This window comes from Thioalkalivibrio sp. ALE30 (genome assembly GCF_000377465.1).
Classification (GTDB): Bacteria; Pseudomonadota; Gammaproteobacteria; order Ectothiorhodospirales; family Ectothiorhodospiraceae; genus Thioalkalivibrio.
On record NZ_KB898171.1, the window covers coordinates 1 to 20837 of the forward strand.

Annotated in this window: 21 protein-coding genes; 6 read left to right on the forward strand and 15 right to left on the reverse strand. The window is 68.6% G+C overall.

Translation table 11 applies throughout. The annotated features are described in order from the left end of the window. The 3 genes from D107_RS13305 to D107_RS0106495 all read left to right on the forward strand — a co-directional run. Positions 1 to 525, forward strand: a 525-nt coding sequence (locus tag D107_RS13305; protein WP_018881058.1) for an IS3 family transposase, incomplete at its 5' end; no start/stop codon positions are given. A 365-nt stretch (positions 526 to 890) separates the two neighbouring features. Beyond that, positions 891 to 1367, forward strand: coding sequence for a hypothetical protein (locus tag D107_RS0106490; protein WP_018881059.1), 477 nt, complete (start codon positions 891 to 893; stop codon positions 1365 to 1367). 97 nt (positions 1368 to 1464) lie between these two features. Continuing rightward, on the forward strand, positions 1465 to 1779 hold the full coding sequence (locus D107_RS0106495) for a hypothetical protein (RefSeq protein ID WP_018865991.1): 315 nt from the start codon (positions 1465 to 1467) through the stop codon (positions 1777 to 1779). Between the two features lie 110 nt (positions 1780 to 1889). On the opposite strand, the gene ettA is transcribed toward D107_RS0106495, so the two are convergent. After that, entirely contained in the window at positions 1890 to 3557 is a 1668-nt protein-coding gene (gene ettA, locus D107_RS0106500) for an energy-dependent translational throttle protein EttA (RefSeq protein ID WP_018865992.1), read from the reverse strand. Positions 3558 to 3736: 179 nt separating this feature from the next. Here ettA and crcB point away from each other — a divergent pair, with 179 nt between their 5' ends. Together crcB and D107_RS0106510 are read left to right on the forward strand one after the other, a co-directional pair. Further along, positions 3737 to 4135, forward strand: a complete 399-nt coding sequence (crcB, locus tag D107_RS0106505; protein WP_038035212.1) for a fluoride efflux transporter CrcB — start codon at positions 3737 to 3739, stop codon at positions 4133 to 4135. Further along, positions 4132 to 4548 carry a CrcB family protein gene (locus tag D107_RS0106510; protein WP_018881061.1) on the forward strand — a complete coding sequence of 139 codons (417 nt, stop codon included), beginning with the start codon at positions 4132 to 4134 and terminating at the stop codon, positions 4546 to 4548. Before crcB ends, D107_RS0106510 begins: the two co-directional genes overlap by 4 nt. Positions 4549 to 4625: 77 nt before the next feature. Here the strand turns inward: D107_RS0106510 and D107_RS0106515 are convergent, their stop codons facing one another. Genes D107_RS0106515 through D107_RS0106525 form a run of 3 tightly spaced genes read right to left on the reverse strand, consistent with a single transcriptional unit; the run spans position 4626 to position 9709 of the window. After that, on the reverse strand, positions 4626 to 5558 hold the full coding sequence (locus tag D107_RS0106515) for an isoaspartyl peptidase/L-asparaginase family protein (RefSeq protein ID WP_018881062.1): 933 nt from the start codon (positions 5556 to 5558) through the stop codon (positions 4626 to 4628). Next, positions 5534 to 6979, reverse strand: coding sequence for a sialidase family protein (locus D107_RS0106520; protein ID WP_018881063.1), 1446 nt, complete (start codon positions 6977 to 6979; stop codon positions 5534 to 5536). The genes D107_RS0106515 and D107_RS0106520 overlap by 25 nt, the downstream gene beginning before the upstream one ends. A 21-nt stretch (positions 6980 to 7000) precedes the next feature. After that, the gene (locus D107_RS0106525) at positions 7001 to 9709 is read right to left on the reverse strand and encodes a cation-transporting P-type ATPase (RefSeq protein WP_018881064.1); all 2709 of its coding nucleotides are present in this window, start codon (positions 9707 to 9709) and stop codon (positions 7001 to 7003) included. A gap of 152 nt (positions 9710 to 9861) precedes the next feature. Between D107_RS0106525 and D107_RS0106530 the strand changes: the two genes are divergently transcribed. Next, the gene (locus D107_RS0106530) at positions 9862 to 10767 is read left to right on the forward strand and encodes an alpha/beta hydrolase (RefSeq protein WP_018881065.1); all 906 of its coding nucleotides are present in this window, start codon (positions 9862 to 9864) and stop codon (positions 10765 to 10767) included. A gap of 87 nt (positions 10768 to 10854) precedes the next feature. Here D107_RS0106530 and D107_RS0106535 read toward each other — a convergent pair whose 3' ends face one another. The 11 genes from D107_RS0106535 to D107_RS0106585 form a co-directional block, all read right to left on the reverse strand. After that, positions 10855 to 12573 (reverse strand): complex I subunit 5 family protein, encoded by a 1719-nt coding sequence (locus D107_RS0106535; protein ID WP_018881066.1) that lies wholly within the window; start codon positions 12571 to 12573, stop codon positions 10855 to 10857. Then, complete coding sequence (locus tag D107_RS0106540) at positions 12570 to 14090, reverse strand: complex I subunit 5 family protein (protein ID WP_018881067.1); 1521 nt, start codon at positions 14088 to 14090, stop codon at positions 12570 to 12572. Before D107_RS0106540 ends, D107_RS0106535 begins: the two co-directional genes overlap by 4 nt. Next, positions 14090 to 15574, reverse strand: a complete 1485-nt coding sequence (locus tag D107_RS0106545) for a complex I subunit 5 family protein (RefSeq protein ID WP_018879560.1) — start codon at positions 15572 to 15574, stop codon at positions 14090 to 14092. Before D107_RS0106545 ends, D107_RS0106540 begins: the two co-directional genes overlap by 1 nt. After that, a complete protein-coding gene (locus D107_RS0106550) occupies positions 15571 to 15999 on the reverse strand; it encodes an NADH-quinone oxidoreductase subunit K (RefSeq protein ID WP_018866002.1) in 429 nt (142 codons plus the stop codon). Before D107_RS0106550 ends, D107_RS0106545 begins: the two co-directional genes overlap by 4 nt. Beyond that, the gene (locus D107_RS0106555; protein ID WP_018866003.1) at positions 15996 to 16991 is read right to left on the reverse strand and encodes a hydrogenase subunit MbhD domain-containing protein; all 996 of its coding nucleotides are present in this window, start codon (positions 16989 to 16991) and stop codon (positions 15996 to 15998) included. Before D107_RS0106555 ends, D107_RS0106550 begins: the two co-directional genes overlap by 4 nt. Next, positions 16988 to 17284, reverse strand: a complete 297-nt coding sequence (locus tag D107_RS0106560) for a monovalent cation/H(+) antiporter subunit G (protein ID WP_018866004.1) — start codon at positions 17282 to 17284, stop codon at positions 16988 to 16990. The genes D107_RS0106555 and D107_RS0106560 overlap by 4 nt, the downstream gene beginning before the upstream one ends. Then, positions 17274 to 17600, reverse strand: a complete 327-nt coding sequence (locus tag D107_RS0106565) for a monovalent cation/H+ antiporter complex subunit F (RefSeq protein ID WP_018879561.1) — start codon at positions 17598 to 17600, stop codon at positions 17274 to 17276. The genes D107_RS0106560 and D107_RS0106565 overlap by 11 nt, the downstream gene beginning before the upstream one ends. Next, the gene (locus D107_RS0106570) at positions 17597 to 18160 is read right to left on the reverse strand and encodes a Na+/H+ antiporter subunit E (protein ID WP_018879562.1); all 564 of its coding nucleotides are present in this window, start codon (positions 18158 to 18160) and stop codon (positions 17597 to 17599) included. The genes D107_RS0106565 and D107_RS0106570 overlap by 4 nt, the downstream gene beginning before the upstream one ends. A 39-nt stretch (positions 18161 to 18199) precedes the next feature. Continuing rightward, positions 18200 to 18739, reverse strand: coding sequence for an invasion associated locus B family protein (locus tag D107_RS0106575; protein ID WP_018877683.1), 540 nt, complete (start codon positions 18737 to 18739; stop codon positions 18200 to 18202). Between the two features lie 344 nt (positions 18740 to 19083). Then, positions 19084 to 20379, reverse strand: a complete 1296-nt coding sequence (locus D107_RS0106580; protein WP_026280759.1) for an NAD(P)/FAD-dependent oxidoreductase — start codon at positions 20377 to 20379, stop codon at positions 19084 to 19086. 13 nt (positions 20380 to 20392) lie between these two features. Continuing rightward, on the reverse strand, positions 20393 to 20707 hold the full coding sequence (locus tag D107_RS0106585) for a c-type cytochrome (protein WP_018879571.1): 315 nt from the start codon (positions 20705 to 20707) through the stop codon (positions 20393 to 20395). Between the last annotated feature and the right edge of the window lie 130 nt (positions 20708 to 20837).

The window sequence follows — 20837 nt, forward strand, 5'->3', positions numbered from 1 at the left end:
CGTCCGAACGCCCTGTGGGTGGCGGATATCACCTACATGCCCACGGCGCGAGAGGGCTTCGTCTACACGGCCTTCATCACCGATGCGTTCGCCCGCCGCATCGTGGGTTGGCGCGTCAGTCGGAGCCTGCGCACCGACCTGACGCTGGGAGCGCTGGAACAGGCGCTGCAGGCCCGGATGGGACAGGGCACGCCGCGTCCCATCCATCACAGCGATCGCGGCGTGCAGTACGTATCGGTGCGTTACACCGACCGCCTCGGAGAAGCCGGGCTCCAGCCCTCGGTGGGCCGGGTCGGTGACTCCTACGACAACGCCCTGGCGGAGACCCTCAACGGGCTGTACAAGACCGAGGTCCGGGCCTACTGGGGACGTCTTAACGATCGACGCGACGTCGAGTGGGCTACGCTCCAGTGGGTCGACTGGTTCAACCGGCGACGCCTGTTGGAATCCAACGGGTATCGACCGCCGGCAATCATCGAAGCGCAGTACCATCAACAAGTTCAGGGGTCCGTTCGTGCAGCGTGACCCAAACCAACGGGTCTCCGGGAAACCCGGGGCGGTTCACGTTGGCACCCCAGGTTTTCCGAGACAAGGCGCGGTGCGCAGCCGGTAGTGGTTCTACCGGCAAGTGCCGCAACGCAGGATCGGGGAACCTGGGGTGCCAACCCCCACAAGCTAGTGAAAGTCGGGGCTCGGCCGCCCGTTGTTGATCATAAACGGGCACGCGCACGGCATTTCGGTTCCCTTGTGCAGAATGACTGCACGGCAGTCACCGCGCCTTGTTCGCACGCAAAAGCGACTCGAGCGCGAGCGCGTGCATTAATCAGTGTTTCCCTAGGGGAATGGGGTAAGCTTCCCTTCCGTACCCATCTCTGCAAAGGAGTTGCCGCATGCGTCTTGCGCTGGTAGTGCCTGGAGGTTTGCTGTCGTTGCTGGCCGTTTCGCTGGTTTCCGTGAATGCGCAAGCGGCCGAGGTCGCGAACCTGGTCCTGGATGGCGAGGAATACGCGCTGGAGATGGAGGTCTGCGATTTCTCCGGTGATGCGGATGATCGCTACCAGACGCTGGTGGCGCGTGCCGATACCGATCGCGGTTCGCTGCGGGTGTTTGCGTCGCGCAACGAGGTCGCCGGGATGCTGACGCATTCGATTTCGGCCCAGTTTGGCGATTTTCGTGCGGGGGGCGAGGTGCTGGAGGCCAATCGGACGCGCATGGGCGGGCAGTGGATCAGCGTCGCCGGCGGTGCGTCGGAGCCGCTGATCCGGATTGATGGGGGTGAACTGCATGCCGAAGGCCGGTTCGTCGATACCGGGATGACCACCGAGCCAGTGGACGGGCGCCTGACCGCGAGCTGCGATCGCCGATAAGGTTGGCGGAGCGGCTGCGGCCGCTGCATCATTTCCCAGCTGTTGGGCGTGCATCCGCCTGACTCCCTGGCGTGTCGAATTTCAGGAGGCCTCCGGGATGATCAAGGAATCGGACTGGAAACGGTTCAGCCAGTTGAAGAAAACCGCGCTGGATCGCTACTGCGAGCGCGCCCTGGCCGATTGCCGGGCGGCAATGGAACAGGAAGACCGCTCGAATCACGAACGCTTTCTGGATCTCTATCAGCAGCTGAACGAAGCGAACGAGCGGCTTGCATTCATCTTCGATGGCCATGCTCGCTCGAAGGCGCTGGATCAGTTCCTGTGTATGCGGCGCGAAGGGCTGATCGAAGATGCAGAGCTGGAAGGCTTTACGGAGGCATTCCTGGAGCAGACCCGGCCGATTCGCCCGTAGCCTCGGCGCAGGCCGGCCCGATGCAGCAGGCATTGGCGATGACCATATGGCCAATGTTCCGGGGGCGGAAAGACGAAGGCCCGGCGGGTGCCGGGCCTTCGGGGGGTAGGTCAGGAGGCGAGTCGCTTGTATTTGACCCGGTGCGGCTGGTCGGCCTCGGCGCCCAGGCGCTTGTGGCGGTCTTCCTCGTATTCCTGGTAGTTGCCGTCGAAGAACACCACGTTGCCGTCCTCCTCGAACGCGAGGATGTGGGTGGCGATGCGGTCCAGGAACCAGCGGTCATGCGAGATCACGATCGCGGAGCCGGGGAAGTCCAGCAGGGCCTCTTCCAGCGCGCGCAGGGTCTCCACGTCCAGGTCGTTGGTCGGTTCGTCGAGCAGCAGGAAGTTGCCGCCGCTTTGCAGCAGCTTGGCGAGATGCACGCGGTTGCGTTCCCCCCCGGACAGTTCCTTCATGCGCTTCTGCTGGTCGGTGCCCTTGAAGTTGAAGCGGCCGACGTAGGCGCGTGACGGCATCTGGAAGTTGCCGACCTGGATGATGTCCTGGCCGTTGGAGATTTCCTCCCAGACGGTCTTCTCGTCCTGCAGCGCATCGCGGCTCTGGTCCACGTAGGCCAGTTGCACGGTCTCGCCCAGCTCGATCGAGCCGTCGTCCGGCTGGTCCTGCCCGGCGATCATGCGGAACAGCGTGGTCTTGCCGACGCCGTTCGGGCCGATCACACCGATCAGTGCACCGCGCGGCACGGAGAACGACAGGCCCTGGTAGAGCACGCGGTCGCCAAAGTGCTTGGACAGGTTCTCCACCTCCAGCACCTTGTCGCCCAGGCGCGGGCCCGGCGGGATGTAGATCTCCTTGGTTTCGGAGCGCTTCTGGTAGTCGGTCGAGGCGATCTCCTCGAAGCGCTTCAGGCGCGCCTTGCTCTTGGCGCCGCGGCCCTTCGGGTTGGAACGCACCCACTCGAGCTCGGACTCCATCGCCTTCACGCGGGCGGCCTCGGCCTTTTCTTCCTGCTTCAGGCGCTTTTCCTTCTGTTCCAGCCACTGCGAGTAGTTGCCCTGGAACGGGATGCCCTGGCCGCGGTCCAGCTCGAGGATCCAGCCGGCCACGTTGTCGAGGAAGTAGCGGTCATGGGTGACGGCGACCACGGTGCCCTGGAACTCCTGCAGGAAGCGCTCCAGCCAGGCCACGGATTCGGCGTCCAGGTGGTTGGTCGGCTCGTCGAGGATCAGCATGTCCGGGCTGGACAGCAGCAGGCGGCACAGGGCCACGCGGCGGCGTTCACCCCCGGACAGGGTCTTCACGTCGGCATCCCACGGCGGCAGGCGCAGGGCGTCCGCGGCGACCTCCAGCTTGCGCTCGAGGTTGTGGCCATCGGCGGCCTCGATCTTTGCCTCCAGCTCGCCCTGCTTGGCGGCCAGGGCATCGAAGTCCGCATCCGCCTCGGCATAGGCCGCATACACCTGATCCAGCTCGGCCAGCGCCTCCTTGATCGGGGCCACGGCCTCTTCGACATTGCCGCGCACGTCCTTGCTCTCGTCGAGCTGCGGCTCCTGTGGCAGGTAGCCAATGTTGATGCCCGGCTGCGGCCGCGCCTCGCCGACGATCTCGGTGTCCACGCCCGCCATGATGCGCAACAGGGTGGATTTCCCCGCACCGTTGTAGCCCAGCACGCCGATCTTGGCGCCCGGGAAGAAGTTCAGGTTGATGTCCTTGAGGATGTACTTCTTCGGCGGGACGATCTTGCCCACGCCGTTCATCGTAAAGATGTACTGCGCCATGATGCTCCTGCGACCTAAGCGGTTTGAATGAGGGGCGGGCCACTGACGACCCGCGCTGGGTCCGCACTTTACCATTCCGACGAGGGTGAAGCCCGAATGCCGGAGGATTTCGACGCCCGCCCGCGCGCTGGCCGGCCAGGGCGCTCGACAGCCTGGCCGGTGCCGCTGACAATGGCGCCATGATGGCGTGGTGGGAGGGCCTGTTGCTGGTGGGAGCCGGGGGTGCGCTGGGGGGACTGGCGCGCTTCTGGCTGTCGCAGTGGATCGACAACCGCACCGGGGGCGGCCGTTTCCCGTGGGGGACGCTGGCGGTGAATGCCTCCGGTGCGCTGCTGATCGGGCTGGCGCTGGGCTGGGCCTCGGGGCCGGCGTGGACCTCCTGGCTCTGGCTGTTGCTGGTGGTGGGGGTGCTCGGCAGCTTTACCACGGTCTCCTCGTTCAGCCTGCAGGTGGTCGGGGTCGCGGAGCAGGACGGGCTGCGCCAGGCGCTGGTCTACGTCGTGCTGACCCTGGGCGGGGGGCTGGCGCTGGTGGCCATCGGGCACGCGCTGGGCCGTCTGGCAGGGGGTGCGGCGTGACCGGGTATTCGCTGCGGCTCTCGCTGTTCGTGGCGCTGGGGGCCGCGCTCGGCAGCATGGCGCGCTACGGCGTCTCCTGGACCGGGCTGCACTTGGCCGGAACCGGCTTTCCCTGGGACACGCTGGCCGTGAACGTGGCCGGATCGTGGCTGATCGGGCTGTATGCGGTGATCAGCGCGCCGGGCGGCTGCCGCCCGGCCGACCCGGTGTTTCGTCATTTCATGCTGGCCGGGGTTTGCGGCGGCTTTACGACCTTCTCGGTGTTCAGTCTCGAGAGCCTGTGGCTGATGCAGTCGGGTGCTGCAGGCCGCGCCGGGCTTTATGTGGGCGTGTCCCTAGTGCTGTGGATCGCCGGGGTGTGGCTGGGCAGCCGCATGGGGCGGCGCTGGAACGCCGCGGCGGCGCAGGGTTGAACCCCGCGGGGCGTGAGACTGATTGCCGTTTCACGACCCGCGCGTCGGGTGATTCCGCGGTCGCTGGCGTGGCCCGGTCAACGGGCCGGCGGTTCGATGCGGGTCCGGCTCGGGCCCGCGTGTTCGATCCAGCCGTGGAGCATGCGCGGGGTGGTGGTGCCGGCCGCGCAGCGCCCGTTGCGGTCGATCACGATGGCCCCGCCGTAGCCCGCGAGCCGCTCCCGCAGGCGCTGCAGGCTGGCGGTCAGGGCCTCGGCGGCGCTCAGCCCAAGATATTCGATACGGTCGGCCAGTTCCCGGGCAAACACACTGCGCAGGAAATGCTCGCCATGCCCGGTCGCGGAGACGGCGGCGCTGTGATCGTCCGCGTAGACGCCGGCACCCGGGATCGGCGAGTCCCCGACACGACCGGGGCGCTGGCCAGTCATCCCGCCGGTGGATGTGGCCGCGGCCAGATGGCCGTGGCGATCGCGCGCGACCGCGCCGATAGTCCCGGGCGCGGGTTCGTCATGATCCAGTGTGACCCGGCCTTGGCACAGGGCGCGCTCCAGCTGTTCCCGCCGCTGCGGGGTGATCAGGGTGTCCTCGTCCACCTGCGGCATCCCGATCTCGCGGGCGAAGCTGGCGGCGCCGTCCGCGACCAGCAGCACATGTTCCCCGTCGTCGAGGACCGCTCGCGCCAGCCGGATCGGGTTGGCAATACCGCGAACCGCCGCGACCGCACCGGCGGCCAGAGCGGCCCCATCCATGATCGCGGCATCCAGTTCCACGGTCCCGTCCCGGGTCAGGGTGGCACCGGTGCCGGCATTGAACAGCGGGTTGTCCTCGAGCCGCGCCGCGCAGTACTCCACGGTATCCAGGGCGGTATCGCCCCGCGCCAGCCGCTCGCGACCGGCCTCCAGTACCGCGTGCAGCGCGGCGTGGTAGCGGCCGGCGGTCTGTGGATCCCCGGCCTCGCGGATCTGCCCGGCGCCGCCGTGAATCATCAGCGAGAAGGGTTCGGATGGCATCCGCCCTCCTCGATCTGGCCGCGGATCAGCAGGATGTCGCTGTGGCTTGCCGGGATGAAGCGGCTCTGAGCAATCGCGATAGCCCCGTGGCGGTTGACCGCCATGCGCCGTTTCAACTGCCCCTGCAGGCCCCCGCTGTAGGGGGTGTCGAGTGTGCCCGGGACCGCCTCGACAGGCCCGAACCGCGCGGACTTCAGCGGCGCGTGGGTAAATGCCAGGCCCCAGGGGCGATCGGTCGGGTGGGGATAGCGCTGCCAGACCAGATACAGGCACCGGTCGTCCCGGGTCAGCGTCGGGAAGCCGCCCGGCCAGTCCTCGGCGTCGAGCCGGGTAGGCGCTGCAAAGTCCAGGCTGTCGGCGTCTGCGCGACTGACATGCAGGCGGCGGAAATGGGGCTGCCGGTAATCCTCCAGATCGTTGGCCGGGATCGCCCCGAATGCCAGGTGAACGACGCCGTCCGCGTCCACCACCAGCGTCGGGGCGTCGGCATGGCCCGAGTGCTCCAGCGCGGTGGCCGGTTCGGAAAAGCCCGCGTCCAGGTTGTCCGAGCGGGCGATCCGGATGTCCGCGTACGGGCTGTCACCCTCCGACCAGGCCAGCAGCACGCGACCGGACGGCGTCTGTGCCAGGGTCGGGGCGCGGGCCGGCACAGAGTTGTCCGGGTTGACGGTCACGGGTTCGGCGAAGGACGCGCCGCGATCCGCCGAATAGGTGACGCGCAGCGGACCCTGGTACTCGGTCCAGGCCGCGACCACCTCGCCGGTGGTCGTCAGCAGCAGGTCCAGGCTGCCGTTGTCCCAGCGCTGGGCGGTGATGCGGCCCTTGCCGGCACCGTCGCGCGAACGGGACAGGTTCTGGTGTCCCTCGAACGAGCGGCCTCCGTCGCGGGATCGGGCGTACAGGATCTCGCCGCCGTGGTCGCCGCCGGTAAACAGGATCTCCTGCCACAGCAGGTGCACGTCGAAGGCGTCGGCGTCGTCCGGCGCCGGTTCGACCGCGACCCGCGGCAGCCAGGAAAAGGTTCCCGGCACGCCGCCGATCCGGGTCGGTCGCTCGAAGACCGCCCGGCGGTCGCGGTCGTAGCGCTGCAGGAACAGGGCCTGCTGCGCCTGGTCGGCCCAGACGACCAGCGCGTCGCCATGGTCATTGATCGCCACCGAGGCATCGTCGACATAGCGAAAATCCGAGGCGTTCATGCGCCAGGGGCCGCGGAAGGCCTCGCCGCGCGCGACCTCGACCGGCTCCTCCCAGGCGACCCGGGATTCGGGTGCGTCTCCCGCCAGGGCCGCTGGCCCCCACAGGGCAAGGGCGAGCGCGCACAGGGGGGCCAGCGAGGCCCCGGTCGGGTGCAGCGCAGGGGGCGTATGAACGCTGGCGTTGGGGGCGGGGTATCGAGTTACGGGCGTGTCTGTCGCGGCCATGGGCAGCCTCCCGGGAATACCCTACTGGTGGGGGTTGAAGTCGCGCCGGCGCAGCAGCGTCTTTTCGAGTTCGACCAGGGCGAACAGGATCAGGCCGAAGGCGAGGATGCGCAGCCATTCCTCCGGCCCGATCGCGGTGGTGCCAAACAGCAGTTGCAGCGGCGGGGCGTAGGTGAACAGGCCCTGCAGCACGATCAGCACGCCGACCGCGATCAGTACGGGGCGGCTGCCGAACAGGCCTTCCCGGTTTAGCGCCGGCTCCAGGATGTAGCGGCTGTTGAACAGGAAGAACAGCTGGCCCATGACCAGGGTGTTGATGGCCACGGTGCGCGCGAATTCCTCCGCCACGCCCTGCTGCTCCAGCCACAGGAAGTGGCCGAAGGTGCCGGCCACCAGCAGCGCGGAGACGAAGCCGATGCGCCAGAGCAGGAAGCCGGACAGTAGCGGCGTGTTGGGTGGCCGCGGCGGGCGCTGCATGGTGCCGGGTTCGGTGGGCTCGAAGGCCAGTGCCAGGGCCAGGGTGACCGCGGTGACCATGTTGACCCACAGCACCTGCACCGGTGTCAGCGGCAGGGTGAGGCCGAGCAGGATCGCGGCGACGATGGTAAAGGCCTGGCCGCCGTTGGTGGGCAGCAGGAACAGGATCGCCTTCTTCAGGTTATCGTAGACAGTGCGGCCTTCCTCCACCGCGTTGGCGATGGAGGCGAAGTTGTCGTCGGCCAGCACCATCTCGGCGGCCTCGCGCGCGGCCTCGGTGCCCTTCACGCCCATGGCCACGCCGACATCGGCGCGCTTGAGGGCGGGGGCATCGTTGACACCGTCGCCGGTCATTGCGACCACGTCGCCGTGGCTCTGGATCGCGCGCACCAGGCGCAGCTTGTGCTCCGGCGTGGCGCGGGCGAACACGTCCACATGGCGGACCTGCTCCGCGAGTTCCGCGTCGCTGGCGCTTTCCAGCTCGTGCCCGACCACCACACCGCCCTCGGTACTGATGCCCAGCTCGTCGGCGATCGCGCGCGCGGTCACGCCGTGATCGCCGGTGATCATCTTCACGCGGATGCCGGCCTCCTGGCAGTGGGCCACCGCCTCGATCGCCTCCTCGCGTGGCGGGTCGATGATCCCGCAGACCGCCACCAGGGTGAGCCCGCCATCCTCGATGTCGGAAAACTCCAGTTCCTGGCGGTGATCCTCCATGCGCCGGGTGGCCAGGGCGAGCAGGCGCTGGCCGCGCGCGGCGACGCCGTCCATCCATTGCTGCCAGTGCTCGGCGTCCAGGGGCGCCTCGCCATCGGCGGTACGCTGCTGGCTGCATACGGCCAGCACGCGTTCCGGCGCCCCCTTGAGAAAGACGAAGGCCCCGCCTTCATGGTCATGGTGCAGGGTGGCCATGAACTTGTAGGACGACTCGAACGGGATCACGTCATCCCGCACGAAGCGCTCGTTGATTGCCTTCGGCTCCAGTCCGCCCTTCATCGCCGCGACGATCAGGGCCCCCTCGGTCGGGTCGCCCTCCATGGTCCACCGGTCGTCCTTCAGATAGACCTCGGCATCGTTGCACAGCAGGAGGCCGCGCAGGACCTCGGCCAGCAGGGGATCGGCCTCCGGGTCCGCCTCCTGGCCGTCGCGGGTAATGCCGCCGTGCGGCTCGTAGCCGACCCCGCCCAGCTCGTACTCCGCCTGCGTGGTGATGATGCTCTTCAGCGTCATTTCGTTGCGGGTGAGGGTGCCGGTCTTGTCCGAGCAGATGGTGGTGACGGAGCCCAGGGTCTCGACCGCCGGCAGGCGGCGGATGATCGCGTTGCGCGTGGCCATGCGCTGCACCCCGATCGCCAGGGTGATGGTCATGATCGCCGGCAGGCCCTCGGGGATCGCCGCCACCGCCAGGCTGACCGCGGCGAGGAAGGTCTCCACCAGGTCGTAGTCGCGCACCCAGTAGCCGAAGGCGAAGGTCGCCGCCGCCAGGACGCCGATGGCCACCGACAGCCAGCGGCCGAACTGGGCGATCTGGCGCAGCAGCGGGGTGGTCAGGGTCTCCACCTCGCCGATCAGGGTGGAGATGCGGCCGATCTCGGTATCGGCCCCGGTGCCGACCACCACCCCGCGGCCCTGGCCAAAGGCCACCAGCGTGCCGGAATAGGCCATCGAGCGGCGATCGCCGAGGTCGGATGCGGCCGCCACCGGCTCGCTCTGCTTGTCGCTGGCGACCGATTCGCCGGTCAGCGCGGCCTCGTCGATGCGCATGTTGTGCGCCCCGGTCAGGCGCAGGTCCGCCGGGACGCGGTCCCCGGCCTGCAGATACACGATGTCGCCGGGGACCAGCGTCTCTGCGGGAATACTGTGGCGCTGGCCGTCACGCAGGACCTGGGCGCGGGGCGAGAGCATCCCGCGGATCGCGTCCAGCGCCTTCTCCGCCTTGCCCTCCTGGATGAAGCCGATGATGGCGTTGATCAGCACCACCCCCAGGATGACGCCGGTATCCAGCCAGTGACCAAGGAACGCGGTACCCACCGCCGCGGCGATCAGCACGTAGATCAGCACATTGTGGAACTGCAGCAGGAAGCGCCGGACGGGGCCGGTGCGCGCGGCCTCCGGCAGGCGGTTGGGGCCGACATCCTGAAGCCGCCGTTCCGCGGCGGACGAGGCGAGTCCGTGCGCGTCCGTCTCCAGACGCCGGAGCACTTCGTCGGTCTTCAGGGCATGCCAGTCGCGTGACGGGTCGCGATCGCTCATGGGTCTCCCGGAGATGTATCACCCAGTGGATCCGGACCTGCTTATCATGCGCCGGCGCGGCCCGCGCTGTCAGGCCATGGTGCGCAGCCGGGGTGGAATTTTCCCGGCGCGAACGAGTCTATTTCCGGACGACTCAACAACAGGAGGTTCCCATGTCTCGCTGGATTGCCACGGCCGCCCTGACGGTGGCCGGTTTGGTCGCGACGTCGACCGTGATGGCCGCGGAGAAGGTTACGCTGGAACACGATGACCGAACCCTGATCGGCCACATGAAGGAAGGCATGGGGGCGAGCCCCTCCGACGGGGTGGTCTTGATGCTGCACGGCACCCTGGCGCACGGGCGCATGGAGGTGATGGCCGCGGTGCAGGATCTGCTGGCGGACCATGGCCTGAATACGCTGTCCGTCAATCTGAGCTACGGCATCGACGCGCGCGAGGGGATGTTCGAATGCGATGCCCCGGTGCGTCACGGCGTCGATGACCATCTGCAGGAGTTGAGCCTGTGGCATCAATGGCTGCAGGACGAGGGCTATGGTCCGGTCACCCTGTTTGGCCACTCGCGCGGTGGCAACCAGGTGGCCCGCTACCTGACCGAGCATGACCCGGACGGCATCCGCGCCCTGGTGCTGGTGGCCGCGTCCACCTATGACGAGGACGAGGCTGCGAGCGAGTATGAGGAACAAAGCGGTATGCCGTTGCAGGTACTCCTGGATCAGGCCCGCGAACTCCAGCGCATGGACCAGGAAGAGACCCTGATGGAGGACGTGCGTTTCCTCTACTGCGAGGAACTGGACGTGACCCCGCGCGCCTTCCTCGGCTACTACGAGCCGACCCGCCAGAACGATACCCCGACGGTGATCCGCGGGATGCAGATCCCGACGCTGGTGATCACCGGTTCCGAGGACGACGTGGTGCCGGACCTGCCGCAGAAGGTCGAGGCGGTGAAGGACAGCGGTGACATCACCCTGATTACCGTGGACGGCGCGGGGCACTTCTTCCGTGACTTCTTCGCGGACGACGTGGCCGACTTCACCGCGGACTTCATCGATCAGAACTGAGCTCCAGCCCGCAATAGGAACGGCGCCTGAAGGCCGGCCCGGGGCAGTCCCGGGCCGGCCTTTTTCGTGCCTGGCTCGAGGGCGGTCTTATCCGGCGAGCAGCGTCAGGTAGAGCCCGAGCATCGCTGCGGAAAACAGCAGCCCGATGGTCTCCCAGCGGGTCAACATGCGCTCGGCGGTTTCCAGGCGACGGCGCGCGCCCAGCCGCAGCGCACGCATGCGGGCCGGTATCCGGGGTGGCCAGGGCCCCGGCAATGCCAGGCGGCGTCGAGTGCGGCGGGCGCCGCCCCAGGCGGCCTCGGCCAGCACGGCCAGATCCCCCTCCGGCACGCGCGGGGTCTCGCGGTCGCGAACCCCGCGCCAGGCCAGAAGGGCTAGGCCCAGCCCCAGCATGACCGGCCACAGCAGGGACGAGCCGTACAGGTCATGGACGCTCAGGGGCAGGGCCGTGGGGCCGGCCAGCAAGGTTGCGAGCGGGAGCAGGAGTGCCATCAGCGAAAGGCCGCCCCAGGCCCACCAGCGCGGTCGGTCGAGGCCGTCGGCCGCGGTCTCGAGATCCGCCCGCCAGCGCCACAGGAAGCGCAGTAGCAGCACCGTGGTGCCGGCCGCCGCGAGGGTCAGCAGCCACTCGGTATGGGCCAGCCAGCCCGACAGGGCCTCCGCCGCCAGCGGCTCCTTCAACGCGTTCTTGGCCAGCGCGCCACTGGTGAAGGGCAGGCCCGCCAGGGCCAGCGCCGGCAACAGCGTGAACAGTGCAAAGGCGGTCCGCGCCGGGTGGGTGACCGGCCACTGCCGCTGCATGCCGGCGGTCAGGAACAACGCCCCCTTGGCCAGGCCATGATGTACGGCGTACAGCGTGACTGCTGCCAGCAGCCAGCCGCGCGCCTCGGGCAGGAGCAGGGCCAGGCCGATACCCGTGGTCATCAGCCCCATCTGCGAGATGCTGGAGTAGGCGAGCAGGGTCTTCGGCCGTACCTGCAGCACCCCGACCAGTACGCCGAGGAAGGCCGCCGCCAGGCCCAGCAGGACCAGCGCCTCGCCCAGCACGGCGTGGCCGGCGGCGTCGATTGGCAGCAGGCGCATCCAGCCCAGCAGGCCGGCCTTGATCATCGCCCCGGACAGCACGGCGCTCGCGGGTACCGGAGCGGCCGGGTGGGCCAGCGGCAGCCAGAAATGCAGCGGCAGCATGCCGGCCTTGATGCCGAGCCCCAGGACCAGTAGGACCAATGCCCAGCCCTCGGGGCGCGCCGCGGCCACGGCCGCCAGGCTGGACTGCCCCGCCGCATGGACAGCCAGTACCAGACCCGCGAACAGCAACACCTCGCCTAGTACCGCGAGGATCAGATACACCCGTCCGGCCCGCCAGGCCTCCGGCTTGCCGGAATGGATCACCAGTCCGTAGGCCGACAGGCTCATCAGCGAAAAGAACAGATAGAAGGCGATCGCGTCCTGCGCCAGGATCAGGCCCAGGTTGCCGGCCAGGGCCAGCAACCAGAACACATAGAAGCGATGCCGCCGGGGATCGTCGCGCCGATCGGAGAGCGCGAACAGCCCGGCGGCCAGCCACAGGCCCGCGGTCAGGCCCAGGAAGGCCCGGCCGGTCGGGTCGACCGCCAGGTGGGTGCCCATCAGCAGGCCGGAGAAGGTCGCCTCCAGCCCGGGCGGGGCCAGGGCGGCCAGCGCCAGGCCGGGGAGCGCCGCCCAGGGCACCAGGCGGTTCAGCCGCGCCCGCCCCGGACGCAGGCCAATGAACACCGCCAGCAGCAGCGGCACGAGCGGGACGGTCAGCAGCGCGGCCCCGCTCACAGCCCGAACTCCGGCAGCGCATAGTCACGCTGGACGATCAGGCTGACCCAGCCGAGCGGGCTCAGCCCCAGCCCGGCAAACAGCCCGACCAGGAGCCCCAGCGCGGCGGTAAAGACCACCGGGAACAGCAGCATCCAGTGGGTCTCGAAGCGGGTCGGGCCGGCATGGGCCTGCAGGGGTTCATGCCACGGCTCGCGGCGCTCGCCCAGCCAGCCCCGGATCACCGGGGGCAGGAAATAGGCCGCGTTCAGCAGGCTCGACAGGACCAGCACTCCGAGGATCCAGGGCATGCCGGCCTCCAGCGCCCCCAGCCCCAGGTGCCACTTGGTCACGAAACCGGCCAGGGGCGGCAGGCCGATCATGCCCAGCGCGCCCGCGGTAAACGCCAGCATGGTCAGCGGCATGCGCCGGCCCACGCCGTCGAGCTCGCTGATGCGATGGATGCCCAGGGTCTCGGCGAAATTGCCGGCGCAGAAGAACAGTGTGATCTTGGTAATGCCCTGGTGCACCAGGTGTACCAGCCCGCCGATGACCCCCAGGGGCCCGGCCAGCGCGACGCCCAGGATGATGTAGGAGACCTGACTCACGGTGGAGAATGCCAGGCGCTGCTTCAGGTCGTCGGTGCGCAGGGCCTGAATGGAGCCATAGATGATCGTGACCGCCGCGATCACCAGCAGCCCGGCCGTCAGGCCCAGCTCGATCGCCAGTTCCGCCCCGTAGACATCGTTGACCACGCGGATGATGCCGAAGGCTCCGGCCTTGACCACCGCCACCGCGTGCAGCAGCGCGCTGACCGGCGCCGGCGCGACCATGGCGATGGGCAGCCAGGAGTGCAGCGGCACCAGCGCGGCCTTGACCCCGAAGCCGACCATCAGCAGCACGAACAGGACCTGCAGCGTCACCGAGTGAGTCTCCGCGAGGCCTTCGAGGTAGCCGCCCGGGGTAAAGCCCTCGGCCCCGGCCAGCAGCGTGAGCCAGACGATGGCCGTGAACAGCACCAGCCCGCTGGTCAGGGTGTAGCCGAGATAGAGGCGTCCGGCCCGCAGGGCCGCCGGCGTGCCGCGGTGAACCACCAGGGGCCAGGTCGCGAGGGTCAGGATCTCGTAGAAGATCAGGAAGGTGATCAGGTTGCCGGACAGGGCAATCCCCACCGTCGCGCTGACGCACAGGGAGAAGAAGCCGAAGAAGCGGCTGCGTCGCGGTGAGCCCTCGAGGTAGCCGATGGCGTAGACCGTGGTTACGAACCACAGCACGGCCGAAAGGCTGGCAAACAGGAGCGACAGCGCATCGGCCGCGAGCACCAGGTCGATGCCGGGCATCAGCGGCAGACTGAAGCGGTATTCTTCACCGCGCAGTACGCCCGCCAGCAGCACCCCGACCAGAGCCAGCTTGGTGCCGGCGCCGCCCAGGTTCAGCGCCGTACGCAGTCCCTGGCGATGCTCGGGCAGGAAGAAGATCGCGATGCCCGGTCCCAGCGAGCTGAACAGGATCGCGAGCAGCAGCCAGCCACCGTCCATCACGGGGCCCCCGGGGTCAGGGCAAGGGTGTTCAGCGTCAGCACGCCGGCCAGCCCGGCCAGCGCCGCGACCGTGGCCAGAGCCAGCGGGACCCAGTCCATCCACGGCGACACTGCCTCGCCGGCGTCGCGGCGGCCGCGATGAAATGCCGGGGCCACCATGCGCAGCACGTAGGCCGCCGCCAGCAGCCCGCCGCCGGCGATCGCCAGCACCCACAGCACGCCGATCAGGCTGCCGGCGAGGACCGTGCCCAGGCCGGCCTCCAGCAGCAGGTACTTGGCGATGAAGCCACCGGTGAACGGCAGCCCCATCAGGCTGACCCCGGCCAGTCCCAGGGCGAACACCGTGCGCGGCCGGGCCCGGAGTACCGCGCCCAGCTCGGCCAGGCGGTCATGCCCGGCGGCGTGTTGCAGGGTGCCCGCAGCCAGGAACACCGATGCCTTGGCCAGGGCATGGACCACCGCGAAGAACACCACCACCCGCCAGGCGCCCGGGTCCACCAGCATCAAGGGGAAGGCGACCAGCAGATAGCCGAACTGGGCGACCGTGGAATAGGCCACGATGGATTTGAGCCGCCCCGCGCGCAGCGCCTGCAGCGAGCCCCAGATCAGCGCCCCCACCCCGAGCAGGCCGACCAGGATGCCGAAGGCCGGGGTCGCCAGCGGGGCAAACACCCCCATCCACAGCCGCAGGATCAGGTAGAAAGATCCCGTGACCACCAGCCCGGAGAGGACCGCACTGACCGGTGCCGGGGCTGACCCATGGGCCGGCGCCAGCCAGACATGCAGCGGGAACAGGGCGGCCTTGAGCATCAGGCCCGCGGTCATCAGCACCGCCGCCATGAGTTCCGTCGGGCCCGCTTCGGTACGGGCCTCCAGCAGCACCAGATCGAGTACCCCGTGTTCCCCGAACAGCAGAACCACGCCCATCAGGAAGCTGAGCGAGCCGAGGATGTTGACCAGCAGGTAGCGCACCGCGCCGGAGACCGCGGCGGCCGTGCCGGTGAAGGCCACCAGGGCGACGGCCGCGAGCGACACCACCTCCAGGGTGATGTACAGGTTGAAGGCATCGCCGGAGAGAAACAGCATGTTGAGCCCGGCCCATAGCCACAGCCACAGGGGCCAGAACTGGCGACGCTCGATGCGGTCGTGCACGTAGCCGAGGCTGTAGAGGCTGGTAGCCAGGGCCACCACCGCGGTGAGCACCAGCAGGGTCATGGACAGCCCGTCCAGCTGCAGCATGAGCCCCAGCGGGGCCTCCCAGCCGCCCAGGGCCACCCGCGTCGCGGCGGTCTCCGGGTCCGGCCCGGCGTGCAGGAAGGTCGCGCTCAGACCCAGCACCCAGGCCGTCACCGCGAGCGCGCCCAGCAGGCCGATCCGGTGGGCCTGGCGCGGCCAGGCCGTTGCCAGCACGGCCACTCCCAGTGACAGCGCGACCAGTCCGGCGCTCCCCGCCGGGAGCCATTCGGGGTTTGCCGGGATCACGCCGACCGGTCCTCGCCGGCGGACGATTCGGCCGGACCCCCATCCGCGTGGTGCTCCTCGCGCGAGATGTCCTCCACCGGGGCGTCGTCATCGGGCGGCCCGGGCAGCATCACTGCGTGGCCGGTCAGCCGCGTCAGGTGCACCACCAGGGCCAGGGCGAAGGCGGTTGCGCTGACCGCCACCACGATGCCCGTTAGCGTCAGGGCCTGCGCCACCGGATCCGGCGGGCCCTCGCCGCGGGCGGCGACACCCAGCAGCACCATGAATACGCCCGAGCCCATGATGTTCAGGGCCAGGATGCGCAGTACCAGGTGGTGGCGGCGGATCAGCCCGTACAGGCCCAGGGCGAACAGGATCGCACCCCCGGTTGGATACAGCAGGCCCGGGGCCAGGGTGTGCGCGACGGTCTCCGCCAGCCCGTTCATGTGTCGTCTCCGGCCGGGCGGCCGGCCACGAACAGGGCCACCAGGGTCAGGGCAATGGACAGCGTCGCCGCCACCTCGATCAGGATGATGAGCGGATAGGCCCACGCGTCGGCGTAGCCGAGAAAGCCGTGCCCGGCGACGAGCCCATAGGTCCCCACCAGCAGGAACAGCGCGACACCCGCGGTGATCCCCAGGCGCAGCGGCGCCCCGGGGGCCATCGGCAGTTGTCGTGGTCGGGCCAGCACCAGCAGTATGCCGGCTGCCCCGAGGATCGCCCCGGCCTGGAAGGCTCCGCCGGGGGCGTGGCTCCCGGCCCACAGCACGTACACCCCGGTGACGATCGCGACCGGTACCAGCAGCCGCAGGGTGCCGGGCAGGATCGGGCCCGGGGCCGGGCGGGCCGGGATCAGGTCGTGCCGCCCCAGGGACCACGCGCCCAGCAGCGCGATCAGCACGATCGCCAGTTCCAGGAAGGTGTCGTACGCGCGGAAGTTCAGCAGCACCGCGGTGATCGGATGATCGACCCCGGAGACGTCCATGTGCGCATCCACCACCGGCTCCAGACCGACGGACTGCGGCTGGTGCCACAGCGCGGTCACCAGCAGGCCGCCGACCACCAGGGCGAAGGTCAGCGCGGGGAGGAAGGTCCGGCGTTCGGGCGGCGGGTCATGCAGGGCGCGCAGCAGGGCATGGGGCCCGGTGGGGTCGGGCGGTGGCGTATGCGGCCGCCCGCTGCGGCGTTCGGCCATGATGCTGCGCAGGCGCTCCAGCGTCACCAGCAGCAGGGCGCCGGTGATGCCCGCGCCGATGGCCGCCTCGGCCAGCGCGATGTCCGGCGCCTCCAGCCGCACCCAGGCCAGCGCGAGCAGCAGCCCGAAGGTGATGAACAGGACGACGGCCCGGAACAGGTCGGTGCTCGCCAGGCAGCGCCAGGCCACCCCGACGATGCCGGCCAGCAGGACCAGATCGAAGAGGACCAGCAGGGCGTTCATCGGTCCGACTCGAACTCCCCGTGGGTCCAGGTGCGTTGCGCGACCATGTGCGCGGCCGTGGTCCCCGCCGCCAGTACCAGCACCCAGATCAGCAGCAGCTTCAGGATGTCCGCCGGTCCGCCGGCCTGGAACATCAGTCCGAGTATCACCAGCCCGAGCCCGACGTTGTCGGCCTTGGTCAGGGCGTGCAGGCGCGAATAGACATCGGGAAAACGCAGCAGCCCGGCGGTGCCGGCCGCGAAGAACACCAGTCCGGCGAGGATCAGGATCACGGTCAGTGCGTTAGCGATCATCGTGGCGCCTCTCGGGGCCGGGGGTGTCCGGCGGCTGGCGGTGGATCGGGGTATCCGGTGGTTCCGGCAGACCGTGCTGGCGGACGAAGGCCACCGCGGCCACGACAGCCAGCAGGGCGAAGACCAGTGCCACGTCCACCAGGGCGGATGCCTCCAGTGCCAGCGACAGGAGCAGCAGGATCGTGACCCCGGTGGTGCCGAACAGTTGTGCGGCCAGCATGCGGTCGCCGGAACCCGGGCCGCGCAGCACGCGGACCAGTCCGAGCAGTATGGTGCCGAGCAGGAACAGGGCGGCGGCCAAATAGAAGAGGCTCATGGAGCGGCTCCGTCGTCACTGGCGCGGCGGTCACGCGGGTCGTGGAATGCCGCACGGATCCGTTGTTCCAGGGCGATCAGTGCCGCCCGCGTATCGGCGTCCCGGTCCAGCACATGCAGGGTCAGCAGGCGCCCCTCCAGGCGTACGCTGAGCGTGCCGGGCAGCAGACTGACGACCGCCATGAACAGGGTCAGGGGCGGGCCGTGGGCCAGCTCCGTGCGGTAGCTCAGGAAGGCCGGGCGGATCGGCAGGCGCGGGTGCAGGGCGCGGCGGGCGACGTCCAGCCCGCCGAGGAACGAGCTGCGCAGGAAGAACCCCAGCAGGCCCGGAAGCGCGCCGGGTCGCAACGGCAGCGGCCGCCCGGCCGGCAGCAGCAGGCTCGCGACCGCGGCCAGGATGATTGCGAGCAGGGCCAGGGGTTCCAGCAGGGCGGCGCTGCCGGCCAGGACCCACCAGAGCAGTGCGGCGGCCGCGGCGGTGGCCAGTGCCCGCCGTGCCCGCGACCGGCCGCGACCGGCAAATCTGCGGCCGGCATGGGACGGGACCGAGGCGCGCGCCATCGCGTGATCGCTGGGTGGGGTCGCTGGTGACGCCGCCGGTTATTGCAGCTGGTTGCTGGCGTCAGTGAAGCCCATCAGGGATACGTCAAACACGAACGGCTGTTCCTGGTGCAGGGCACGGAAGGCGACGGTCAGGGCCTGTCCGCCGCGCAGCGCGCTCATCTGTTCGCTGTTCAGTTCGCGCCCGGCGACGCAGCCCTGCTGCACGCAGGTCACGTAGCCCGCATCCATCTCTTCGCCCGCATCGTCCACCTGCATACGGATGCCGGGGCGCAGGTCGACGCCCAGCGGTACCAGGATCTCGATGATGTGCTGGTCGCCCTCGCGGCGTACGGTCGCCTGCAGGAATAGCCCCTGCGCCTGCTCGTCCTGGATCTCCAGCGTCTGCTGCATCCGGCAACGCTCGCCCTGTGGCGTCTCGATACAGGCGACCTCCCAGTCCTGGTGGATCGTGGTCTCCGGCTCCTGCTGCTGCATCTGTTGTTGCATCTGCGGATCGGCCTGCTGGGACAGCGCCAGGCCGGGCAGGAGAAGAAACAGGGCCGGGATCAGGCCCGCGCGCAGGGGGCGGATAGTCATTCGGTGTGCTCCGGAACTTGTATTCAGCCGTACAGAATGGCCAATGGCGGCCCTCGGTGGCAACCATCGCCGGTGCTAATCGAGACCGCGGTGGCAGACGCAGGTTCAGTCCGCGCGGTAGCGGTTGGTGTAGGCGCAGCGGCCCTCCGGTAACCAAGGCGGGAAGTCGTAGTAGCGGGCGAGCACCGGTTCCAGGATCTGGTCGTGGTTGGCGGCGTAGTCGAAGCCGCGGCCTTCGGCGAGGACTCACCAGCGCGGGTCGGTCGCTGCCGAATAAAAAGGGGACAAGCGTTGCTTGTCCCCGGCTGAAGCGGAAACACCTCCAGGGCAATGCTTGCGGTTCGCTAACCCCAGATGTCCGCAGTGATGCCGTTGTACCAGCCTTGCGTGTATCCGGCTTCGCGGGCACGGAATTCTGCGCTGGCTCCGGAGGGACTCACCCCGCCGGCACCTTCAACGCCGGACTGCGCTCCGTCCTTGTACTGGTATACCGCGGCCACGCTGATCCCGTGATTCGGGGTCACCAGGCTATAGCAGGTATTGGCCGAGGAAGGGTTCAACGGCTCCTGGTCGGACAATTCGCGGACAACCGCTGCCGCGACGATCTTGCCCTGGTTGTTGGCCGAATGGCCGGACTTCGGCATGGCGCCGGCTACGCTGGCGTCGCCCAGGACGTAGACATTGGCGTCGGCCTCGGTCTTGAAGGTCTGCTGATTGACCGGTACCCAGCCTTCGTCGTTGACCAGCCCCGCGTCACGGACGATTTTTCCGGCCCGCTGGCGAGGAATGAAATTCATGACGTCAGCCTTGACGCGCTCGAACCCGCTGTCGGCGCGGGCCGTTTTCTCGGCCACATCCACGGCTTCGACCAGACCGCCTTCGGATGCCGCGCGCCATTCGATCATGTCACCGTAGTGCTCTGCCCAGCCCTCTTCGAACAGGCCTTGTTTGGAGAAGCCGTCCTTGGCGTCAAGCACGATGATCTTCGACCGCGGCTTGTGTTGCTTGAAGTAGTGTGCGATCAGCGAGACCCTTTCGTAGGGTCCCGGGGGGCAGCGGAAAGGATTGGGTGGCGCGACCATTACGAACACGCCGCCGTTCGGCATTTCCTCTAGCTGATCGCGCAGCAGGCGGGTCTGGTCGCCAGCCTTCCAGGCATGGGGAATCGCTTCCGCATCGGATTCGCTGATTCCCTCTACCGAATCGTAGTTGAAGTCGATGCCGGGCGACATGATCAGGCGGTCGTAGCTGACCCGGTCGCCGCCTTGCAAGTGAACGCGACGGTTCTCGGCGTCGACGGCCGTCACGCGGTCCGCCACCACCTCGATGCCATGATTGTCGCGCAGGCTGTCGTAGGTCTGAGCGATGTCGTCCATCGAGGCAAAACCACTGAGGACCCAATTGCTCCCGTAACAGGTGTAGTACGTGGCGTTGGGCTCGATCAGCGTGACTCGAAGGGTCGGCGAAAACTGTTTCAGATATTTCGCGGCGGTCGCTCCCCCAGAGCCGCCCCCGACCACTACCACATGGGCGCCGTTGGATGCTTGTGAATCGCTGGGCGCACAGCCAATGCCAGTGAATGTCGCGGCCCCGGTGATTCCGGCCACCTTAAGAAAACTGCGTCGCGTGAAATGACTCATGATGTATCCCCTGTTATTGATGGCCGAAGTGCGCTGCCATGGCGTCGATTTCTTCATCGGTGTATCCCTTGGCGTGACGATTCATGATCGTCCCATCGCGCTGGTCATCCCGGAACGCGCGCATCTGGCTGGCGATCAGGTTTTCCGAAAGGGTGGACAAATTAGTGACGCCGTCGTTGGCACCTGCCGCGTTATGGCAGGCCTTACAGGAAGCGGCCATCAACTGGCCCCGGGTGATCTCGTCGCTGGTATCGGCGGACACGGCTGGAGCCGCGCTGGTCAGGACGAGCGCGGAAAAAAACCCCGCGATGTAGGTTCGCGTCTTCATGAACAGACTCCTCTGTATCGAATGGCTGATTCATTGGGCGACAGCTTTCGATAACTGCCTTCATCCTCGGATCCGGCTGCATGGTCCGGACCGTTATCGCGCCGGCGGGATCAAGCCCGCACGTTGCGCA